Genomic DNA, 15014 nt, shown 5'->3' on the forward strand with positions numbered 1-15014 from the left:
AACGGGTTCGAAAGAGCCTTGGGCGAGTCGAAGAATCAAAATAGGTGAGCGATAGCAGGCTGAAGGTCCGAAAAAATCGGCTGGGGACCGCCCAGGGCTCAGTTGGTCGCGTTGTTCAGAGCTTCCCAAGCTCACACCTAACGCGCGTCCTCCGCCGCAGCTCCCTCTGCAACGGTGCGATCAATCCACTCCGCGTAGTGCTGCAGCCGCACGCCGATGCTGCTCTCGCCGTACTTGCCCTGTCGGATCTCGGTGCCCTCAACCACGGCGCGCTTCCACGCCGCGATGCCGGCCAGCTGCCACGCATCGCCGACGGCGATCAGCATCGGGCCGCCGCTGTCGCCGCCGCCGATGGAGGCCTCAAGCGGAAGCGCATCCGGCGGCGCGTCGAAGGTGTAGGCGATCCAGCGGCCGTCATCAACGTCGATCCGGTTGTAGCCCTGGCGCAGTTCGGTACGTCTGGGGGCGTCCAGAGCGTGGCCCCGCGCGCCGGTGCCCGTTGCACCTCGGCCCATGATGCGCACCACCTCGCCCAGTGCCGGGCCGCTGTAGATTGGCGCGGGCGCGATGTCCTGCACCGGCTCGGCCAGCTCGATCAGAGCGAGGTCGTCGGTGCCGGCCATGAACTCGAAGAAGGTCGTCCAATCGCCTGACTTCAGCGCCGCGTCGACCATGGCCTGCGGCGCCTGCCGATAGCCCGGATGGATCACGACGCGACGCACCGCGCGCGGCGCGCCGCCGACCTCCACGCAGTCCAAGGCGGGGCTCACCGCATGCGCCGCCGTCACCATCCACCGTGGCGCGATCAGCACGCCGTGGCCCTCGCCGGGCAGGTCGGCGAGGGCAGGGAAGTCGGATGCCGGCATCCGGTACTGCTGATCGGGGAAGTCGTCGCGGATGACGACGGCGTCGGAGGCTGCGATTCGATACTGCTGATCGGGCACGTCATCGCGGATAACAACCGCACCGGCGGTGGATGCACCGGCGAGCAGCAATAGCCACACCAAGCGGGTCATGCACAGCTCCTTGAATTGAAGGTCATCCGGCCTGGCGGTGGCGCGGGTTTGAGGGTTGGGTGGACGCCCGATATCGGGCGCCAAAGCCCCGCGTGACCTGAGCGCGCGCGCTGCGTGTGTCCGCCACCGAAAGCGCGTGGCTCGGCATCGCTGACTGGGTTCGTCACGGATTCACCAGCCAGCCGCATCGTCTTGAGCAGCTGATAGCTCGCGAAGGAGTACCACCCCATGATCACGACGATGGCCAGGCGCTGACTCAGGCCGCGCATCGGGTCGCAGCCGGAAAAGTTCAGCCACGTATAGGCCATGCTCACGACCGCCACCGCCAGGGAGATCCGCAGTACGCCGCGGCCGAGACCCGACTCGGCCGCGAAGCAGGCAGGCACCAGCGGGATGAAGAAGCCGACGCCGTACAGGCCGTGCAGCGGGGTGCCGGTGACGAAGATGCCCGCGGAGATGAAGTTGGCCGCCACCGCCCAGGAAGTGACCGCGGTGAAGACGAAGCGCGACGGTTCGACCAGCCAGGCGCCAAGGCTGAACAGCAGGATCGACATCCCGCAAACCACGGGCGCGACCCGCATCAGGTCGGCCACCGGATGGTCCAGCAGCTGCAGTTCGCTGACCTGCTGCGTCAGCGAGGAATAGCCAGGCGCGCCCAGCGCCAGAAGCATCGGCAGCAGCAGGGCTGCGAGCGGAAGGAACAGCGACTGTCGCAGCAGAAGTTGGCGCACGGCTCGGTGGCTCAAGGCAGAGGACTGCCGCCGAGCGTGGGTGGCTGGCGGTCATCGGCAAAGCCATTGGCGGCGAAACTGCGCAGTGCGGCGGCGAACCGCTTGCCGAAGGCAGCGAACCGTCCGCTACCAGGCCGGCCCACGCGCTCAGCACCGACCTGCGGAGCTGGGTCGAACCGCGGCTGCTAGCAGCCTGTCGGACTTTGGTTGGCCGGGCTGCAAATTCGCCTGCGCGGTCCACATTTCCGCCGATTCTTGACCAAGAGAGCCCACTCGGCCTGCGAATCGTCAAAAAAACTGTCCTCGCGCAGTCGGATTTTCGCCTCGACCCCCAAAGCCCGACAGGCTGCTAGCGCCGCACGCCCAGCACCGTGAAGCGCGCCTCGAACTCGGCGCGGCGGTCACGGCTGAGTTTCACCACCGTGCCGTCGGCCAGCTTCAACTCGCAGCCGCCGCGGAACAGCGGATGCACTTCGCGCACGCGGGCGAGGTTGACGATGGCGCCACGGTGCACGCGCACGAACTGCTCCGGGTCGAGCTGCCGCTCCATCTCGTCCAGGCTCTCGCGCAGCAGATGGCTGATGCCGCCGCACTGCAGCTCCACGTAGTAGTCGGCCGCACGCACCCAGTCGATCTCGGCGGCCTCCACCACCACGCTCTTGTCGCGGCCGGGAATCAGGAAGCGCGAGCGATAGGCCGGCTGCGCCGGCTGCCGTTGGCCGAAGCCGGCCTGCGCCAGCGCCGACTGACGCTGCGCCAGAACACGCGCCTTGGCGCGCGCCAGCGCCACCTCGAAGCGCGTATCGGTGAAGGGCTTGAGCAGGTAGTCCAGCGCCTGCGCCTCGAAGGCCTGCAGCGCATAGCGATCGAAGGCGGTGACGAATACTACGGCCGGCACCGCCTCTGGGCCGACCAGATCGAGCAGGGCGAAGCCGTCCAGCTCGGGCATCTGTACATCCAGAAACAGGATGTCGGGCCGCAGACGCGCGATCGCCGCCACAGCTTCGGTGCCTGCGCACTCGCCAACCACCTCGACCTCCGGGTCGACGGCGAGCAGCACGCCCAGGTTCTCGCGGGCCAAGGGTTCGTCGTCGACCAGCAGAACCTTCATCGGCGTCGCGGCAGGCAGGCTCACGCGAAGGTCTCGAAAGGCAGCTCCACCACCGCGAGCACCTGGTCGCCGGCTTGCGTGAGCTCGAAGTACGCGTCGTCGCCAAACAGCGCCCGCAGCCGCTCGCGCGTGTTCCTGAGCCCGATGCCCGCCGTCACAGGCGCGACCAGGGCGCCGCGGTTGAACACCTTCAGCTGCAGGCGATCGTTGATCCGCCGCGCCCGCACCTCGACGCTGTGCGTGCCGCTGAGCCGCTCCACGCCGTGGCGCACGGCGTTCTCCACCAGCGGCTGCAGGATCAGGATCGGCACCGCCGCCTGCTGGAGCAGCGGGTCGACCGCCACCGCGAACGACATGCGATCCGGAAACCGCGCCCGATGGATCTCCAGGTAGCGCGTGAGCATCTCGATTTCTTCACCCAGCCTCACCCGCTGGCGACCGGCGTGGTCCAGCGAGTAGCGCAGCAGGTCGCCCAGCCCGGCGACCACGCGGATCGCCTCATCGCCGCGCCCCGTCCGCACCAGCCCGGCGATGGCATTGAGCGTGTTGAACAGAAAGTGCGGCTGGATCTGCAGCTCCAGCGCATGCAGGCGCGCATCGACCAGCGAGCGGCGCAGCTCTTCCGCCTCGATGGCCTGCTCGCGCGAGCGCCGGCTGTAGTCGAAGGCCAGCACCGCGCCCAGCACCAGCAGGTAAAGGATCCACTCCAACAGCAGCGGCGTCAGCAAGGCCTGGCCCAGCTGGATGTTGGAGGCCGATGCGGTCATGTCGTCGTAGGGCCGCAGCCACAGCATCAGGCCCAGCGAGTACAGCGCATGCAGCAGCCCGATCGCCGTCGACGTGAGGAAGTGGGCAGCGACGGCCAGCGCCCGCGGCGGCGACATCGGGAAGCGCCGCGCCAGCCGCACGATCAGCACCGTCGGCGCCAGCCACACCAGCCACACCGCGACATGGAAGCCCAGCAGCAGGGCGATGTTGTGCCCGTGCGTGAACATGCTGATCCACACCTGGATGCCGGCCACCAGGCCAAACAGCAGCCAGAACGCAGCGGCGGCGAGCAGGAATCGGCGAGTGATCATTGGGGCAGTGTGCCGGAAGGCGGAGGGTGAGGTCCCTCTTCAACGCCGGTCGGTCCTCGGAACCAGAGTGAGCGCAGGGCCGCCGGAGCAGGTGCATGTGGCAATGCAAGGCTTGACCCCGGATTCCCCTGCAACGGTTGTGCCGTTCTTCTGCCGCGTCACTTCGGCTGTTCCAACGCCGCGCGCCAAGCACTGGCTTTGTCCAACTTCGGAACAGATGCATTGGCCGGGCTGGTCGACGGCAGCCGCAGACGCGCGATGGCTTGATGTTCGGGTGACAGCTCCGGAAGCACGCGCTGCACGAACAGGCGCTCCGCCATCGCGCCGTTGAACAGGACGCGCTGCAGGGCCGGCAGTTCGCGCAGGAAGGACGGGAACAGGTTGACCTCCGCGCTCGCCAGATCAATCGCCGAGTCCAGGCTGCCGGGGCGGTGGCCGCTGGCGAGGACGTCCCAGACCGCGACGTTGCTCGCGAGCAGGGCCTGCAGGCGCTGCGGGTAGGGCAAGGTGGCGGCGAATCCGAGCGCGCTGGCGGTCAGCTCCCAGAAGCTGTTGCGCGAGTGGGCGTAGTACTGCTGCAGGCGCAGTGACTCCGCGCCCGGCAGGCTGCCGAGGATCAGGATCCTGCAGCCGGGTGCGGCCACCGGCGGCAGGCCGGTGGAGATCGGCAAGGCCGTCGAGTGCTCTGCGGGTTGCGACAAAGACGGCATGCGTTCTCCGCTGGGTTCAACAAGGGCACAGATGCTGCGCGAGCTCAGGCGCAACAGCCTAGACCGGCGTTCGCGCTGCGTGTGTTCGACGCGACGCGCCAATCAGCGCGACGCCGCCGGGCTGGCGTGGCGGTCCGCGCCGGAGGCCGGCGTTCGCCGGCTGCCTGAACCCCAGGGCTCGATCCGCGGCTTCCGGCACACGCCATGCCGACAATCGGGGGTGCAAGGTGAACGCCGCAAGTGGGACCGGGGAACTCCGGCTGCGGCTACCGTTCCCTCAAGTCCACGCCCAGCCGGCGCCGCTCATCGCGAGCAGGTCGCCGGACTGGCATCATCGGCAGGCCGTCCGCTGCGGACGGCGACAATGAAGGTGTACCGAATGCGCGTGTTCCGCTTCCGCTCTGTCCTGGCGCTGGTCCTGTTGGCGCCGCTGGTTTCGCTGTCCGCCTGGGCTGACAGCGCCAAACCCGAGGCCGCCGACTCGCAGGCCGTCGTTCTAGAACCCAATTCCCAGCAGTCCAGCGCCGCGCGCTGGATGGCGCAGCTGGTCAGCAACTCGCGCTTTCACTACACCCCGCAGAAGCTTGACGACAAGCTGTCTTCAGCGATCTTCGATCGCTACCTGGAATCGCTGGACGCTGATCGCCTGTTTTTCCGCGCCGAGGACGTGGCCGGCTTCGAGAGCTACCGGACCAAGCTCGACGACGCGATTCTCGAAGGCAAGCTCAGCCCCGCCTTCGATATCTTCAACGTCTACCTGCAGCGGGTGGACGAGCGCACCGAGTCGATTCGCGCACAGCTCAAGGAGGATTTCGACTTTGAAGTCGACGAGAGCTACAGCTTCGATCGCGAAGACGCCAGCTGGGCCGGCAGCGCCGCCGAGCTTGATGAGGTGTGGCGGCTGCGGGTGAAGAACGACGTGCTGCGTCTGCGTCTGGCCAATCGCGAGATGGCCGCGATCCGCGACACCCTCGACAAGCGCTATCGGAACTTCGCGCGGCGGGTGCGCCAGATCGACGCCGAAGACGTGTTCCAGACCTTCATGAACGCCTACGCGAGCGAGATCGAACCGCATACCGCTTACATGAATCCGCGCACGTCCGAGAACTTCAACATGGCGATGCGGCTGTCGCTGGAAGGCATCGGCGCGGTGCTCAGCCGCAACGACGAGGAGTTCACCGTGGTGCGCTCGGTCGTGCCCGGTGGCCCGGCGGCGATGTCCGGCAAGATCAAACCCGGCGATCGCATCCTCGCGGTCGGGCAGGGCGACAGTGGGCCGATGGTCGATGTGGTCGGCTGGCGCTTGGACGATGTGGTCGACCTGATCCGCGGCCCGAAAGATTCGGTGGTTCGGCTGGACGTGCTGCCGGCTGAGCTTGGCATCGACGGCGAGCACACTCTGCTGACCCTGTCGCGCGAGAAGGTGAAGCTCGAAGAGCAGGCGGCCAAGAAGGAGATCATCGAGTTCGGCGAAGGCGAAGACCTGCGCCGCATTGGCGTGATCTCGCTGCCGGCGTTCTACCAGGATTTCGAAGGCCGTCGCCGCGACGAGCCCGACTACCGCTCGGCCACCCGCGATATCGCTGTGCTGCTGGAAGAACTGCGCGCCGACAAGGTCGAAGGCGTGGTCATCGACCTGCGCAACAACGGTGGCGGGTCGCTGAACGAGGCCATCGAACTGACCGGCCTGTTCATCGACAAGGGCCCGGTGGTGCAGGTGCGTGATGCCGGGCGGCGGGTGTCGGTGGAATCCGATCGCACCTCCGGCGTGGCCTGGGATGGCCCGCTGGCGGTGCTGGTCAACCGCGCCTCGGCCTCGGCCTCGGAGATCTTTGCGGGCGCCATCCAGGACTACGGCCGCGGCCTGATCGTCGGCGAGCCCACCTTCGGCAAGGGCACGGTGCAGAACCTGGTCGATCTCGACATGTTCGCGCGTGAGAACCCGGGCCTCGGGCATCTGAAAATCACCGTGGCGCAGTTCTTCCGCATCGCCGGCGGCAGCACCCAGCACAAGGGCGTGGTGCCGGACATCGATTTCCCGGTGACCTGGGACGCCACCGAGTACGGCGAAAGCATGTATGACAACGCCTTGCCCTGGGCCAGTATTTCGCCGGCGGTGTTCGACAGCTACGGCGATTTCTCGCCGCTGGTGCCGGAGCTGAAATCGCGCCACTCGGCGCGAGTCGCCACCGACCAGGAGTTCCAGTGGTGGGTGGAAGATGTCGCCGAGTACCGCGTCCAGCGCGACCGCAAGACGCTGTCGCTGAACGAGACCGAGCGCCGCGCCGAGCGCCAGCGCGAACAGGCCAAACGTGAGTCGCGCGATGCCCAGCGCAAGGCCATGGACGGCGACAGCGCCGATGCCATCGCCAGCGAGGACGAGGTGTCCAACCTGGACGACGGCCTGCAGGCCGATGAGCGCCCGATCGAGGCCGATGAAACCGCCTCCACCGACGACAAGCCCGATGCATTGCTGCGCGAGACCGCGCATTTGCTTATTGATGCCGTCGACCTGTTGCGGGCGGACTCCAAACTGGCGGCGCGGGTGATCCCCGAAACCAGCCCGCTGCGCGCGCTCGCCGACTGATCGCGGCGGACCGCTGAGGCATGGATTCGCTGAGCCAGCTGCTGCTGGGCGCTGCAGCTACCGCTGCGTGCGTGCCAGCCGCGAGACGCCGCGCCGGCCTGATGGTCGGCGCGGCATTGGGCACCCTGCCTGATCTCGACGTCATTCCGCTGTCGCTGTTCGATCTCGACCCGGTGCAGCAGATGACCCTGCACCGCGGCGCCTCGCACTCGCTGTTCGTGCTGCCGCTGCTGGCGCTCGCGCTGTGGTGGCTGCTGCGACGCTGGGCACCGGTGCGCGAAGCCCCGCGCGCTTGGCTGCTCGGTATCGCGTTGGCCCTGATCACCCATCCGCTGCTGGATGCGATGACCGTCTACGGCACCCAGCTGGTCTGGCCGCTGATGCCGCAGCCGGCGATGTGGTCGTCGATGTTCATCATCGATCCGCTGTACACCTTGCCGCTGCTGATTGGCTGCGCGCTCGGCTGGCTGTGGCGCGCTCACCCGAAGGGCAGCAGTGCGCTGCTGGCTGGCCTGCTGCTGTCGACCGCGTACCTCGGCTGGTCACTTGTCGCCAAGACCCTGGTCGAGCGCGAGGTCGAGCGCAGCCTGGCCGGCACCGGTTTTGAGCAGGCGCCGCGCTTCTCCACGCCGATGCCGTTCCAGACCCTGCTGTGGCGGGTGGTAGTCATGACGCCCGACGGCTTTCTGGAGGGTGAGCGCTCACTTGTGGCCGATACCGGCCCGATCACCTTCCGCAGCTACCGCAGCGACACGCAGGCCTTCGAGGCCGTGCGCGAACTGCCCGCCGTGCAGCGCCTGGTCTGGTTCAACCGCGCCTTCATGAAGGCCGAAGTGCGCGACGGCCAGGTGGTGCTGTCCGACTTGCGCATGGGCGCCGAACCGGACTACAGCTTCAACTTCGCGGTCGCCCGCTTCAGCGCCGACGGCATCGAGGAGATCCGCCCCGAGCAACTGGCCTTCCCCTGGCAGGTGCGGCGCCGGCTCGGTGAGATGTGGGGGAGGATCTGGGACTCGGGCGTGGCGCCGGCGTCGTAGGCGCTGGTCAGCTGCATGCTTGGTTTCGGCTGATTCCGAATCCCGAATCCCGAATCCCGCCGCAAAGCTACTCCACCACCGCCAGCTCCAGCGTCTCCTTCACCTCTTCCATCACTGCATAGCTGCGCGAGCCCGACACATGCGGCAGGGTCAGCAGGGTGGCGCCGAGCAGCTGGCGGTAGGCGGCCATATCGGCCACGCGGGCCTTGATCAGGTAGTCGAAATCGCCCGAGACCAGGTGGCATTCCAGCACCTGCGGCAGTACCACCACGGCGCGCTTGAACTCCTCGAACACATCCATCGCGGTGCGCAGCAGGCGGATCTCGACGAACACCAGCAGGCCGGCGCCCATGCGCTGCGGGTTCAGGCGCGCGTGGTAGCCGCTGATGAAGCCCTCATCTTCCAGCTTCTTGACCCGCTCCAGGCAGGGCGTGGGCGATAGGCCGACCCGCTTGGCCAGCTCGACATTGGCCAGCCGGCCATCGCGCTGGAGCTCGCGCAGGATCCGCCGATCAATCCTATCCAATTGATTTTGAATAATTTTAGTGTGCTTCACGGAGTTTCCTGCTGAAGGTGAGGCGGCCGCGCGCAGATTCGACTGCGCAGGCCGAATCTACAGCAGAAAACTCGGTCAGTTCGTCACTAGACTGCGCGTTCGTTTTGCCAGGCATCGGATGGGCAGGGGATTCGCTCTGCTGCGCCGCGTCATGGCGAGAACCCTTACCGCAGACCCATCGAGACCACCACCATGCTGATCGGCGTTCCCAAGGAAATCAAAAACCACGAGTACCGCGTCGGCATGGTTCCGGCCTCGGTGCGTGAGCTGGTTCAGCACGGCCATCAGGTCGTGGTCGAAACCCTGGCCGGTGCCGGCATCGGCTGCACCGACGCCGACTACATCGCCGCTGGCGCGCGGGTGCTGGGCAGCGCCGCCGAGGTGTTCGCGCATGCCGACATGATCGTCAAGGTGAAAGAGCCGCAGGCCATCGAGCGCGCACGCCTGCGTGAGGGCCAGGTGCTGTTCACCTACCTGCATCTGGCGCCGGATTGGCCGCAGACCGAGGAGCTGATCAAGTCCAAGGCGACCTGCATCGCCTACGAAACCGTCACCGCCCATAACGGTGGCCTGCCGCTGCTGGCGCCGATGTCCGAAGTCGCCGGCCGCATGTCGATCCAGGCCGGCGCCACCGCGCTGCAGAAGGCGAATGGCGGCCGCGGCATGCTGCTCGGCGGCGTGCCCGGCGTGGAGCCAGCCAAGGTGGTGATTCTTGGCGGCGGTGTGGTTGGTGCCAATGCCGCACTGATGGCGGTGGGCCTGGGCGCGCAGGTGGTCATCCTGGACCGCAATGTCGATGTGCTGCGTCGCCTGGTGATGCAGTTCGGCACCCGCATCGAGACCGTGTTCTCCAGCGCCGATGCGGTCGAGCGTCATGTGATCGACGCGGATCTGGTGATCGGCGGCGTGCTGATCCCGGGTGCTGCGGCGCCGAAGCTGGTCAGCGCCGATCTGGTCAGCCGCATGAAGCCCGGCGCGGCGGTGGTTGACGTCGCGATCGATCAGGGCGGCTGTTTCGAGACCGCTCACGCCACCACCCACGCCGACCCGACCTACATCGTTGACGACGTGGTGCACTACTGCGTCGCCAACATGCCCGGCGCGGTACCGCGCACCAGCACCTTCGCGCTCAACAACGCGACCCTCCCTTTCATTCTTGAACTGGCCAACAAGGGCGCCAAGCGCGCCATGCTCGAGAATGTTCACCTGCTGCGCGGTCTGAACGTGCACGCCGGTCATGTCACCTATCAGCCGGTGGCCGAGGGCTTCAATCTTCCGTACGTGCCGGCGGAGCAGGCACTGGAGCTGTAGAGTTCGGGCGCACTTCAACGATTAGGGGCCCGGCATTGCCGGGCCCTGTTCGTTGCGTGGCTCGCCTGTTGTGACGAGCGCGTGCTGTGGGTTTCGTTTGCGGCGCGAGCATCGCGAAGGCCGGTCGATCCGGGTGGCGCAACCGGGGCCGCTGCGGATGACGCGGGGGTGGACGCCGTATCCAACCCTGCGGGTCGGATCAGCCGTCGTGGCGGGAGTCGCGCCAAGCATCGCTGCGGACGGCAGGCGTGCGCTAGCGCATCAGCGCATCGAGGTTCGTCAGCACCGCCAGATCGGCCTGCTCGTGTGTGGTCTGTGCGAACAGCAGCTGTGTTCGGTCAGGGCTCAGGTTCAAGACGCGCGGGGGCGACCCCTCGAAGCGGTAGAGAACGCGTTTGATGCCGTCGCGGTACGGATAGAAGACCAGTTGCTGGCTGCGGTCGACGTAGTAGATGCCATCGTGGACGGGCTCGAATGCCCGCGGCTGCGCGAAGGCTGCGTCGTCGATCAGCAGGGTTTCACGACCGCTGTCGAGATCGTGCTGCCAGATACCGTCCTCGCCCCGCGCCCGCAGCAGCACCTGGCGTCCATCGACGCTCTCGCGCGCGTAGACCGACTGACGCGCGCTCAGCTGGTGCGCCTGGCTGCCATCCGGCCGAGCGCGGAACACATGCCAGCCGCCGCCGGCGGTCGAGGCGTAATACAACCAGCGACCATCCCGCGACCAGGACGGCGCCATCGCGCGATGCTCCGGCTGCTGATGGCAGTCCACCGCGCCCTCAAGATCGAGGTGACAGATGTCCTGATCGCCGCGGAGCGACAGCTCGAAGGCCAGTGATTGGCCCTGCGCGTTCCAGGACAGATCGGTGATGCGTCCTTCCGATATCCCCCACAGCTTGCGCGGGTTGGGCGAGCGGGTATCGAGCAGCCAGATGCCGGCATCGCCAAGGCGTTCCTGCTCGAAGGCGATGCGTCGGCCATCCGGCGCCAGCGCAAGATCGCGTGCGCTGGTCAAGGGTTCGGGCAGGGTTTCGAGTCGCGCTTCCTGCAGATGCAGACGGCGGTTCTGGCGTACCAATTGGCTCAAGGACAATGCCAGTCGGCGCCCATCGGGCGACACATCGATCGATGGCTTGCCGGGACCCACGGTGGTGAGCATGCGCGGCGGTTCGCCGAGACGCAGATGCCAGAGCGCGTTGAGCTCGCTACCGGCCAAGGTGTAGATCAGTTCGGTATTGCCGCGCCAGGCAAGCTGATGCACATAGTGATCGGGCTCGGCCAGCGTCTCGATCTGGCTTCCGTCGGCGCGCACGCGCATGACGCGCGCGTGCAAGCGTGCGTACACCCGGGTGAAGGCGATCCATTCGCCGTTCGGCGACCAGCGTGGGCGATAGTCCCCCTCTTCACCCGGCGGCAGCAGCAGCGGCGTCCGGTGTCCGCTGTCGACCTCGACCAGGTACAGCGTATTGGCACGTTGCGCCGGGTCGGGGCGATCCGACAGCACCAGTTGGCGGCCATCGGGGGAAAGTGTCAGCCGGCCGTTCATGCGCGTGCAGTCCGTCAGCCGGCGTGGCGCCTGCCCGGCCTCGATCACCATAACGCTGCAATCCTCGCCGAGCTGTCGGATGAAGGCGATACGGTCGCCGGTGGCGGACCAACTGGAGGCGTAGTCCATGCCGCTGGTATCAGTCAGCGCCTGCGCCTCGCCACTGCCATCCCAGGGCTGAAGCCAGAGCTGCTCGCCCTGCGGCGTGCCCAGGCTGTACAGCAGGCGCAGGCCGTCGGGCGCAAACACCGGCATGTGGCCGAGGCTGGGCACCAGGCGCAGCGTGGTCCAGTGCGGTGTCGGTTGCGGCGGAACTTCGCGGGCCGGAGGCCAGCGCCACCACACGCCAAGGCCAAGGGCGATCAGCGCGGCGATCAGCGCGAGCCCGCGAACACCGCTACGGTCGTGCCAGGACATCGAGTTCACCGGCCCGACACCTGTCGCCGCTGGTGGCTGCGCTGAAGCGGACTCGGCTTCGGATGCGGACCCGATGAGTTCGCCGGTCGCGCCTTCTTGCATCGCTGGATCCGTGGCAATGCGCGGCAGCCGCAGCCGATAGCCGACCCGCGGAACCGTCTCTACGGCGAGCCCATCGCCGACCGCTGCCAACGCGTTTCGAAGCTTGGAGATCGCCCGATGCACGGCGTCATCGCTGACCACCATGCCGGGCCAGGCGTCCGCGAGCAGCTCCTCGCGAGTCACCGTCGCGCCCGCATGTCGCCCCAGGCACAGCAGCACCTGCATCACCCGCGGCTCCAATCGCACCGAGTGCTGCGGTCCCTGCAGCAGCAGTTCGCGTGGCTGCACCCGGTAGGGGCCCAGCGACAACGCGACATCGGCAAACGGGCTCGGCTGCGAAGGCATGGGTGGCTCGTCGGTGATTCCGCGCGGCAGCGGACGCAAACCTGGGCCAGATGCCGCCGACATCAGGGCTCGAAGTGGCAGGAGCGTGAGCAGGGTCGGACGCGCTGCGCGCGCTGGCGCAGCTGCTGCCCGTGTGGGGCGAAGTCCAGACGATGCTCGCGGCAGTTCGATCGCGCGGGCACGGATGCAGCGGCGGGATACAGATCCGTCGGGGCTTGAAGCAACGGCAGCCTCATCGGGGGCAGGTAGACAAGTCGCATGGCATGGACAGGCATCGTAGGTGAGTCACCCGCAAAGCGCACGACAGTTTTGCGACAGAGCGGATCGTCGGTGCCGGCTTCTTTCGTCAGCAGGCCTTCCCCGGCGCTGGGGGCCTGTCAGATCCGACAGGCAACGATCCAGCCACGGAGCCGCTTGGCCGACGTAGTCAGAAAGGCGTCGGGCATGGTCAGGCGATGGTCAGGACAGAGGTTGAAGTGACACCTAGCCTGCGCTGGTCCACCACCAGTCAGGAGTGCGCCATGTCGTGTTGCGCTGTGTGTTTTACCGTTCTGGAAACGCGCTGGACGCGTGGTTTGGTTTGGCTGCTGGTGTTCGCGGCGGGGGTCGTGCAGGCGGCCGACCCGCCCGGCGGGGTCGCGCTCGACTGGCCGATGGGCCAGATGCAGGACGAACAGTTCGTGCCCGGTTACAACGTCCGGGTGATGCAGAACTTCGCCAACAGTAACTCCAGCTATGGCAACCGCCTGCACGCGGCACTCGATCTGTCCTACAACAGCGGCACCACCGTCGGGGCCGAGGTGCGCGCTACTGCCGACGGCACGGTCCACTGCGTGCTCAATGCCAACTACCCTGGCTGGGTGATCGTACTGGAACACACGCCGAGCACCGGGCCGAAGTTCTACAGCCAGTACGGGCATCTGGGCACCACACAGGTGGTGCAGGGCCAACGCGTTAACCGCGGCAGCCGCCTGGGCACGGTCATTGCGTGGCCGAATGCTGTGGGCAACACCCATTTGCATTTCGAAGTGCGCGGCTTCGGCAACTGGCCTGGCAATGGCAGCTGCGCCGGCCCGGGCTATGCCGACAGCGGCTACAACCCGACCCAGCAGGGATGGTTCAACCCCATCCAGACCTTGTTCCAGCGGCGACCGGCCTTTCCGGGTCAGGTAAGGCCAGACGCCCAGGCCAATGTGCGCGTTTCGGCCAACCGCAATGCCGCCGTGCTCGGCCAAGTGGTGGCTGGCAACCGCCTTCTGGCCTCGGGCGTGGTGGCCGATGCCGGCAGCGGCGACTGGTGGCACCGGATCGAGTACGCCGCCGGCCAATGGGGCTTTGTTTCGGCCTACCGCAACGATGGCTGGGGCGGTGAGATCTTCTCGGTCGAGCCGCACCGCTACCCGGGCCCCGTCGATGTGGCCGAGGCGATCACCGCAGGCGGCGATCTGTACGTGTTCGCGCGCGCCAGCGGCGGCGCCCTGCGGTACCGTCGGCGCACCAGTCTGGGCGTCTGGGGCGATTGGCAGTCTCTGGGCGGCAATGCGACCTCCGGCCCGAGCGCCGTCGTCAACAGCGATGGACGGATACAGGTATTCGTGCGCGGCACCGATCAGAAGCTTTACACGCGGCGGCAGACCGTTGTTGGCCAAGACGGCTGGGAGGCCTGGAGCGGCCTGGAGGGAGAGCTCAGTTCCGCACCGGCGGCGGTCACAAACAGCAATGGTCAACTGCAGGTGTTCGTGCGCTGGAGCGACGGCAGCCTGCGTACCCGCCAGCAGAACTCGGCAGCTGGCAGCTGGCGTGACTGGACCTCGCTCGGCGGCGTGCTGCACTGGGGCCCGGCGGCCGCGCTGAACAGCGATGGCCGGGTCGCGGTGTTCGTCGGCGGGCTCGACAACAACCTGTTCCAGATCGTGCAGACCGCGGCCGGCGGCAGTTTCGGCATCTACGAGCCACTTGAAGGCCGTTTGAGCTCGCACCCGTCGGTGGTACGCAACAGCGACGGCCGGCTCGAAGTGTTCGTACGCGGCACCGACCACGCGCTGCGCCACCGAAAGCAAACCAGCCCTGGCGGCGGCTGGCTGCCCTGGGAGAGCCGCGGCGGCGTGCTGACCGCCTACCCCAAGGCGGTGGTGCATGCCGGCGGCCGCATCGAGGTGTTTACCCGGGGCAGCGAAAGTCAGCTCGCCAGCATCGCTCAGAGCAGCGCCGGCGGCAGCTGGCAGGCCTGGACCAACCACGGCGGCTATCTGACCGCAGGGCCGGTCGCCGCCGCCCAAGGAAGCACCCTGCACGCGATCGTGCTGGGGCAGAACGGCGTGCTGTTCCAGCTCGGCTACCAGTCGGGCAGCTGGGGGGATTTCGTTAGCCTGGACGGGACGTTTGCGCCGCCGTGAGTATCGATCCAGCGTTGCGCGGCAAAGCGCGCGCGACGCCGGGTCGGTACCGGCCAGCGTCGACAGCGCA

The 15014-nt window shown here is 67.4% G+C and carries 11 protein-coding genes; 4 read left to right on the plus strand and 7 right to left on the minus strand.

Going from position 1 to position 15014, the window contains the following annotated elements; genetic code table 11:
* Positions 1-137: 137 nt before the first annotated feature.
* From ACIQ7H_RS16045 to ACIQ7H_RS16065, 5 genes are all read right to left on the minus strand, one after another.
* Positions 138-1016 carry a S1 family peptidase gene (locus ACIQ7H_RS16045; protein WP_395793303.1) on the minus strand — a complete coding sequence of 293 codons (879 nt, stop codon included), beginning with the start codon at positions 1014-1016 and terminating at the stop codon, positions 138-140.
* Entirely contained in the window at positions 1013-1747 is a 735-nt protein-coding gene (locus ACIQ7H_RS16050) for a DUF998 domain-containing protein (protein WP_395793305.1), read from the minus strand. Before ACIQ7H_RS16050 ends, ACIQ7H_RS16045 begins: the two co-directional genes overlap by 4 nt.
* 349 nt (positions 1748-2096) lie before the next feature.
* Positions 2097-2882 (minus strand): LytR/AlgR family response regulator transcription factor, encoded by a 786-nt coding sequence (locus tag ACIQ7H_RS16055; RefSeq protein ID WP_395793307.1) that lies wholly within the window; start codon positions 2880-2882, stop codon positions 2097-2099.
* Positions 2879-3937 carry a sensor histidine kinase gene (locus ACIQ7H_RS16060; protein WP_395793309.1) on the minus strand — a complete coding sequence of 353 codons (1059 nt, stop codon included), beginning with the start codon at positions 3935-3937 and terminating at the stop codon, positions 2879-2881. The genes ACIQ7H_RS16055 and ACIQ7H_RS16060 overlap by 4 nt, the downstream gene beginning before the upstream one ends.
* A gap of 158 nt (positions 3938-4095) precedes the next feature.
* Entirely contained in the window at positions 4096-4647 is a 552-nt protein-coding gene (locus ACIQ7H_RS16065) for a DNA-deoxyinosine glycosylase (protein ID WP_395793311.1), read from the minus strand.
* A gap of 364 nt (positions 4648-5011) precedes the next feature.
* On the opposite strand from ACIQ7H_RS16065, the gene ACIQ7H_RS16070 reads away from it, so the two are divergent.
* Together ACIQ7H_RS16070 and ACIQ7H_RS16075 are read left to right on the plus strand one after the other, a co-directional pair.
* Positions 5012-7234: a carboxy terminal-processing peptidase gene (locus ACIQ7H_RS16070; RefSeq protein ID WP_395793313.1), complete on the plus strand. Its 2223-nt coding sequence runs from the start codon at positions 5012-5014 to the stop codon at positions 7232-7234.
* Between the two features lie 20 nt (positions 7235-7254).
* Positions 7255-8271: a metal-dependent hydrolase gene (locus ACIQ7H_RS16075; RefSeq protein WP_395793315.1), complete on the plus strand. Its 1017-nt coding sequence runs from the start codon at positions 7255-7257 to the stop codon at positions 8269-8271.
* A 67-nt stretch (positions 8272-8338) separates the two neighbouring features.
* Here the strand turns inward: ACIQ7H_RS16075 and lrp are convergent, their stop codons facing one another.
* Positions 8339-8827, minus strand: coding sequence for a leucine-responsive transcriptional regulator Lrp (gene lrp, locus ACIQ7H_RS16080; protein ID WP_395793317.1), 489 nt, complete (start codon positions 8825-8827; stop codon positions 8339-8341).
* Positions 8828-9019: 192 nt separating this feature from the next.
* Here lrp and ald point away from each other — a divergent pair, with 192 nt between their 5' ends.
* Complete coding sequence (ald, locus tag ACIQ7H_RS16085) at positions 9020-10138, plus strand: alanine dehydrogenase (protein WP_395793319.1); 1119 nt, start codon at positions 9020-9022, stop codon at positions 10136-10138.
* Between the two features lie 253 nt (positions 10139-10391).
* Here ald and ACIQ7H_RS16090 read toward each other — a convergent pair whose 3' ends face one another.
* Complete coding sequence (locus ACIQ7H_RS16090; RefSeq protein ID WP_395793321.1) at positions 10392-12548, minus strand: winged helix-turn-helix domain-containing protein; 2157 nt, start codon at positions 12546-12548, stop codon at positions 10392-10394.
* Positions 12549-13069: 521 nt separating this feature from the next.
* On the opposite strand from ACIQ7H_RS16090, the gene ACIQ7H_RS16095 reads away from it, so the two are divergent.
* Complete coding sequence (locus tag ACIQ7H_RS16095; protein ID WP_395793323.1) at positions 13070-14944, plus strand: peptidoglycan DD-metalloendopeptidase family protein; 1875 nt, start codon at positions 13070-13072, stop codon at positions 14942-14944.
* Positions 14945-15014 lie beyond the last annotated feature (70 nt).

The organism is Aquimonas sp. (genome assembly GCF_044377145.1).
In the GTDB taxonomy this organism is placed as follows: Bacteria; Pseudomonadota; Gammaproteobacteria; order Xanthomonadales; family Xanthomonadaceae; genus Aquimonas.

Excerpts from the sequence above, each read along its gene's own strand:
- ACIQ7H_RS16060 (WP_395793309.1), bottom strand. The coding sequence starts at position 3,937 with ATGATCACTCGCCGATTCCTGCTCGCCGCCGCTGCGTTCTGGCTGCTG.
- ACIQ7H_RS16070 (WP_395793313.1), top strand. The coding sequence starts at position 5,012 with ATGAAGGTGTACCGAATGCGCGTGTTCCGCTTCCGCTCTGTCCTGGCG.
- ACIQ7H_RS16045 (WP_395793303.1), bottom strand. The coding sequence starts at position 1,016 with ATGACCCGCTTGGTGTGGCTATTGCTGCTCGCCGGTGCATCCACCGCC.
- ald (WP_395793319.1), top strand. The coding sequence starts at position 9,020 with ATGCTGATCGGCGTTCCCAAGGAAATCAAAAACCACGAGTACCGCGTC.
- ACIQ7H_RS16065 (WP_395793311.1), bottom strand. The coding sequence starts at position 4,647 with ATGCCGTCTTTGTCGCAACCCGCAGAGCACTCGACGGCCTTGCCGATC.
- ACIQ7H_RS16075 (WP_395793315.1), top strand. The coding sequence starts at position 7,255 with ATGGATTCGCTGAGCCAGCTGCTGCTGGGCGCTGCAGCTACCGCTGCG.
- ACIQ7H_RS16090 (WP_395793321.1), bottom strand. The coding sequence starts at position 12,548 with ATGCCTTCGCAGCCGAGCCCGTTTGCCGATGTCGCGTTGTCGCTGGGC.
- ACIQ7H_RS16095 (WP_395793323.1), top strand. The coding sequence starts at position 13,070 with ATGTCGTGTTGCGCTGTGTGTTTTACCGTTCTGGAAACGCGCTGGACG.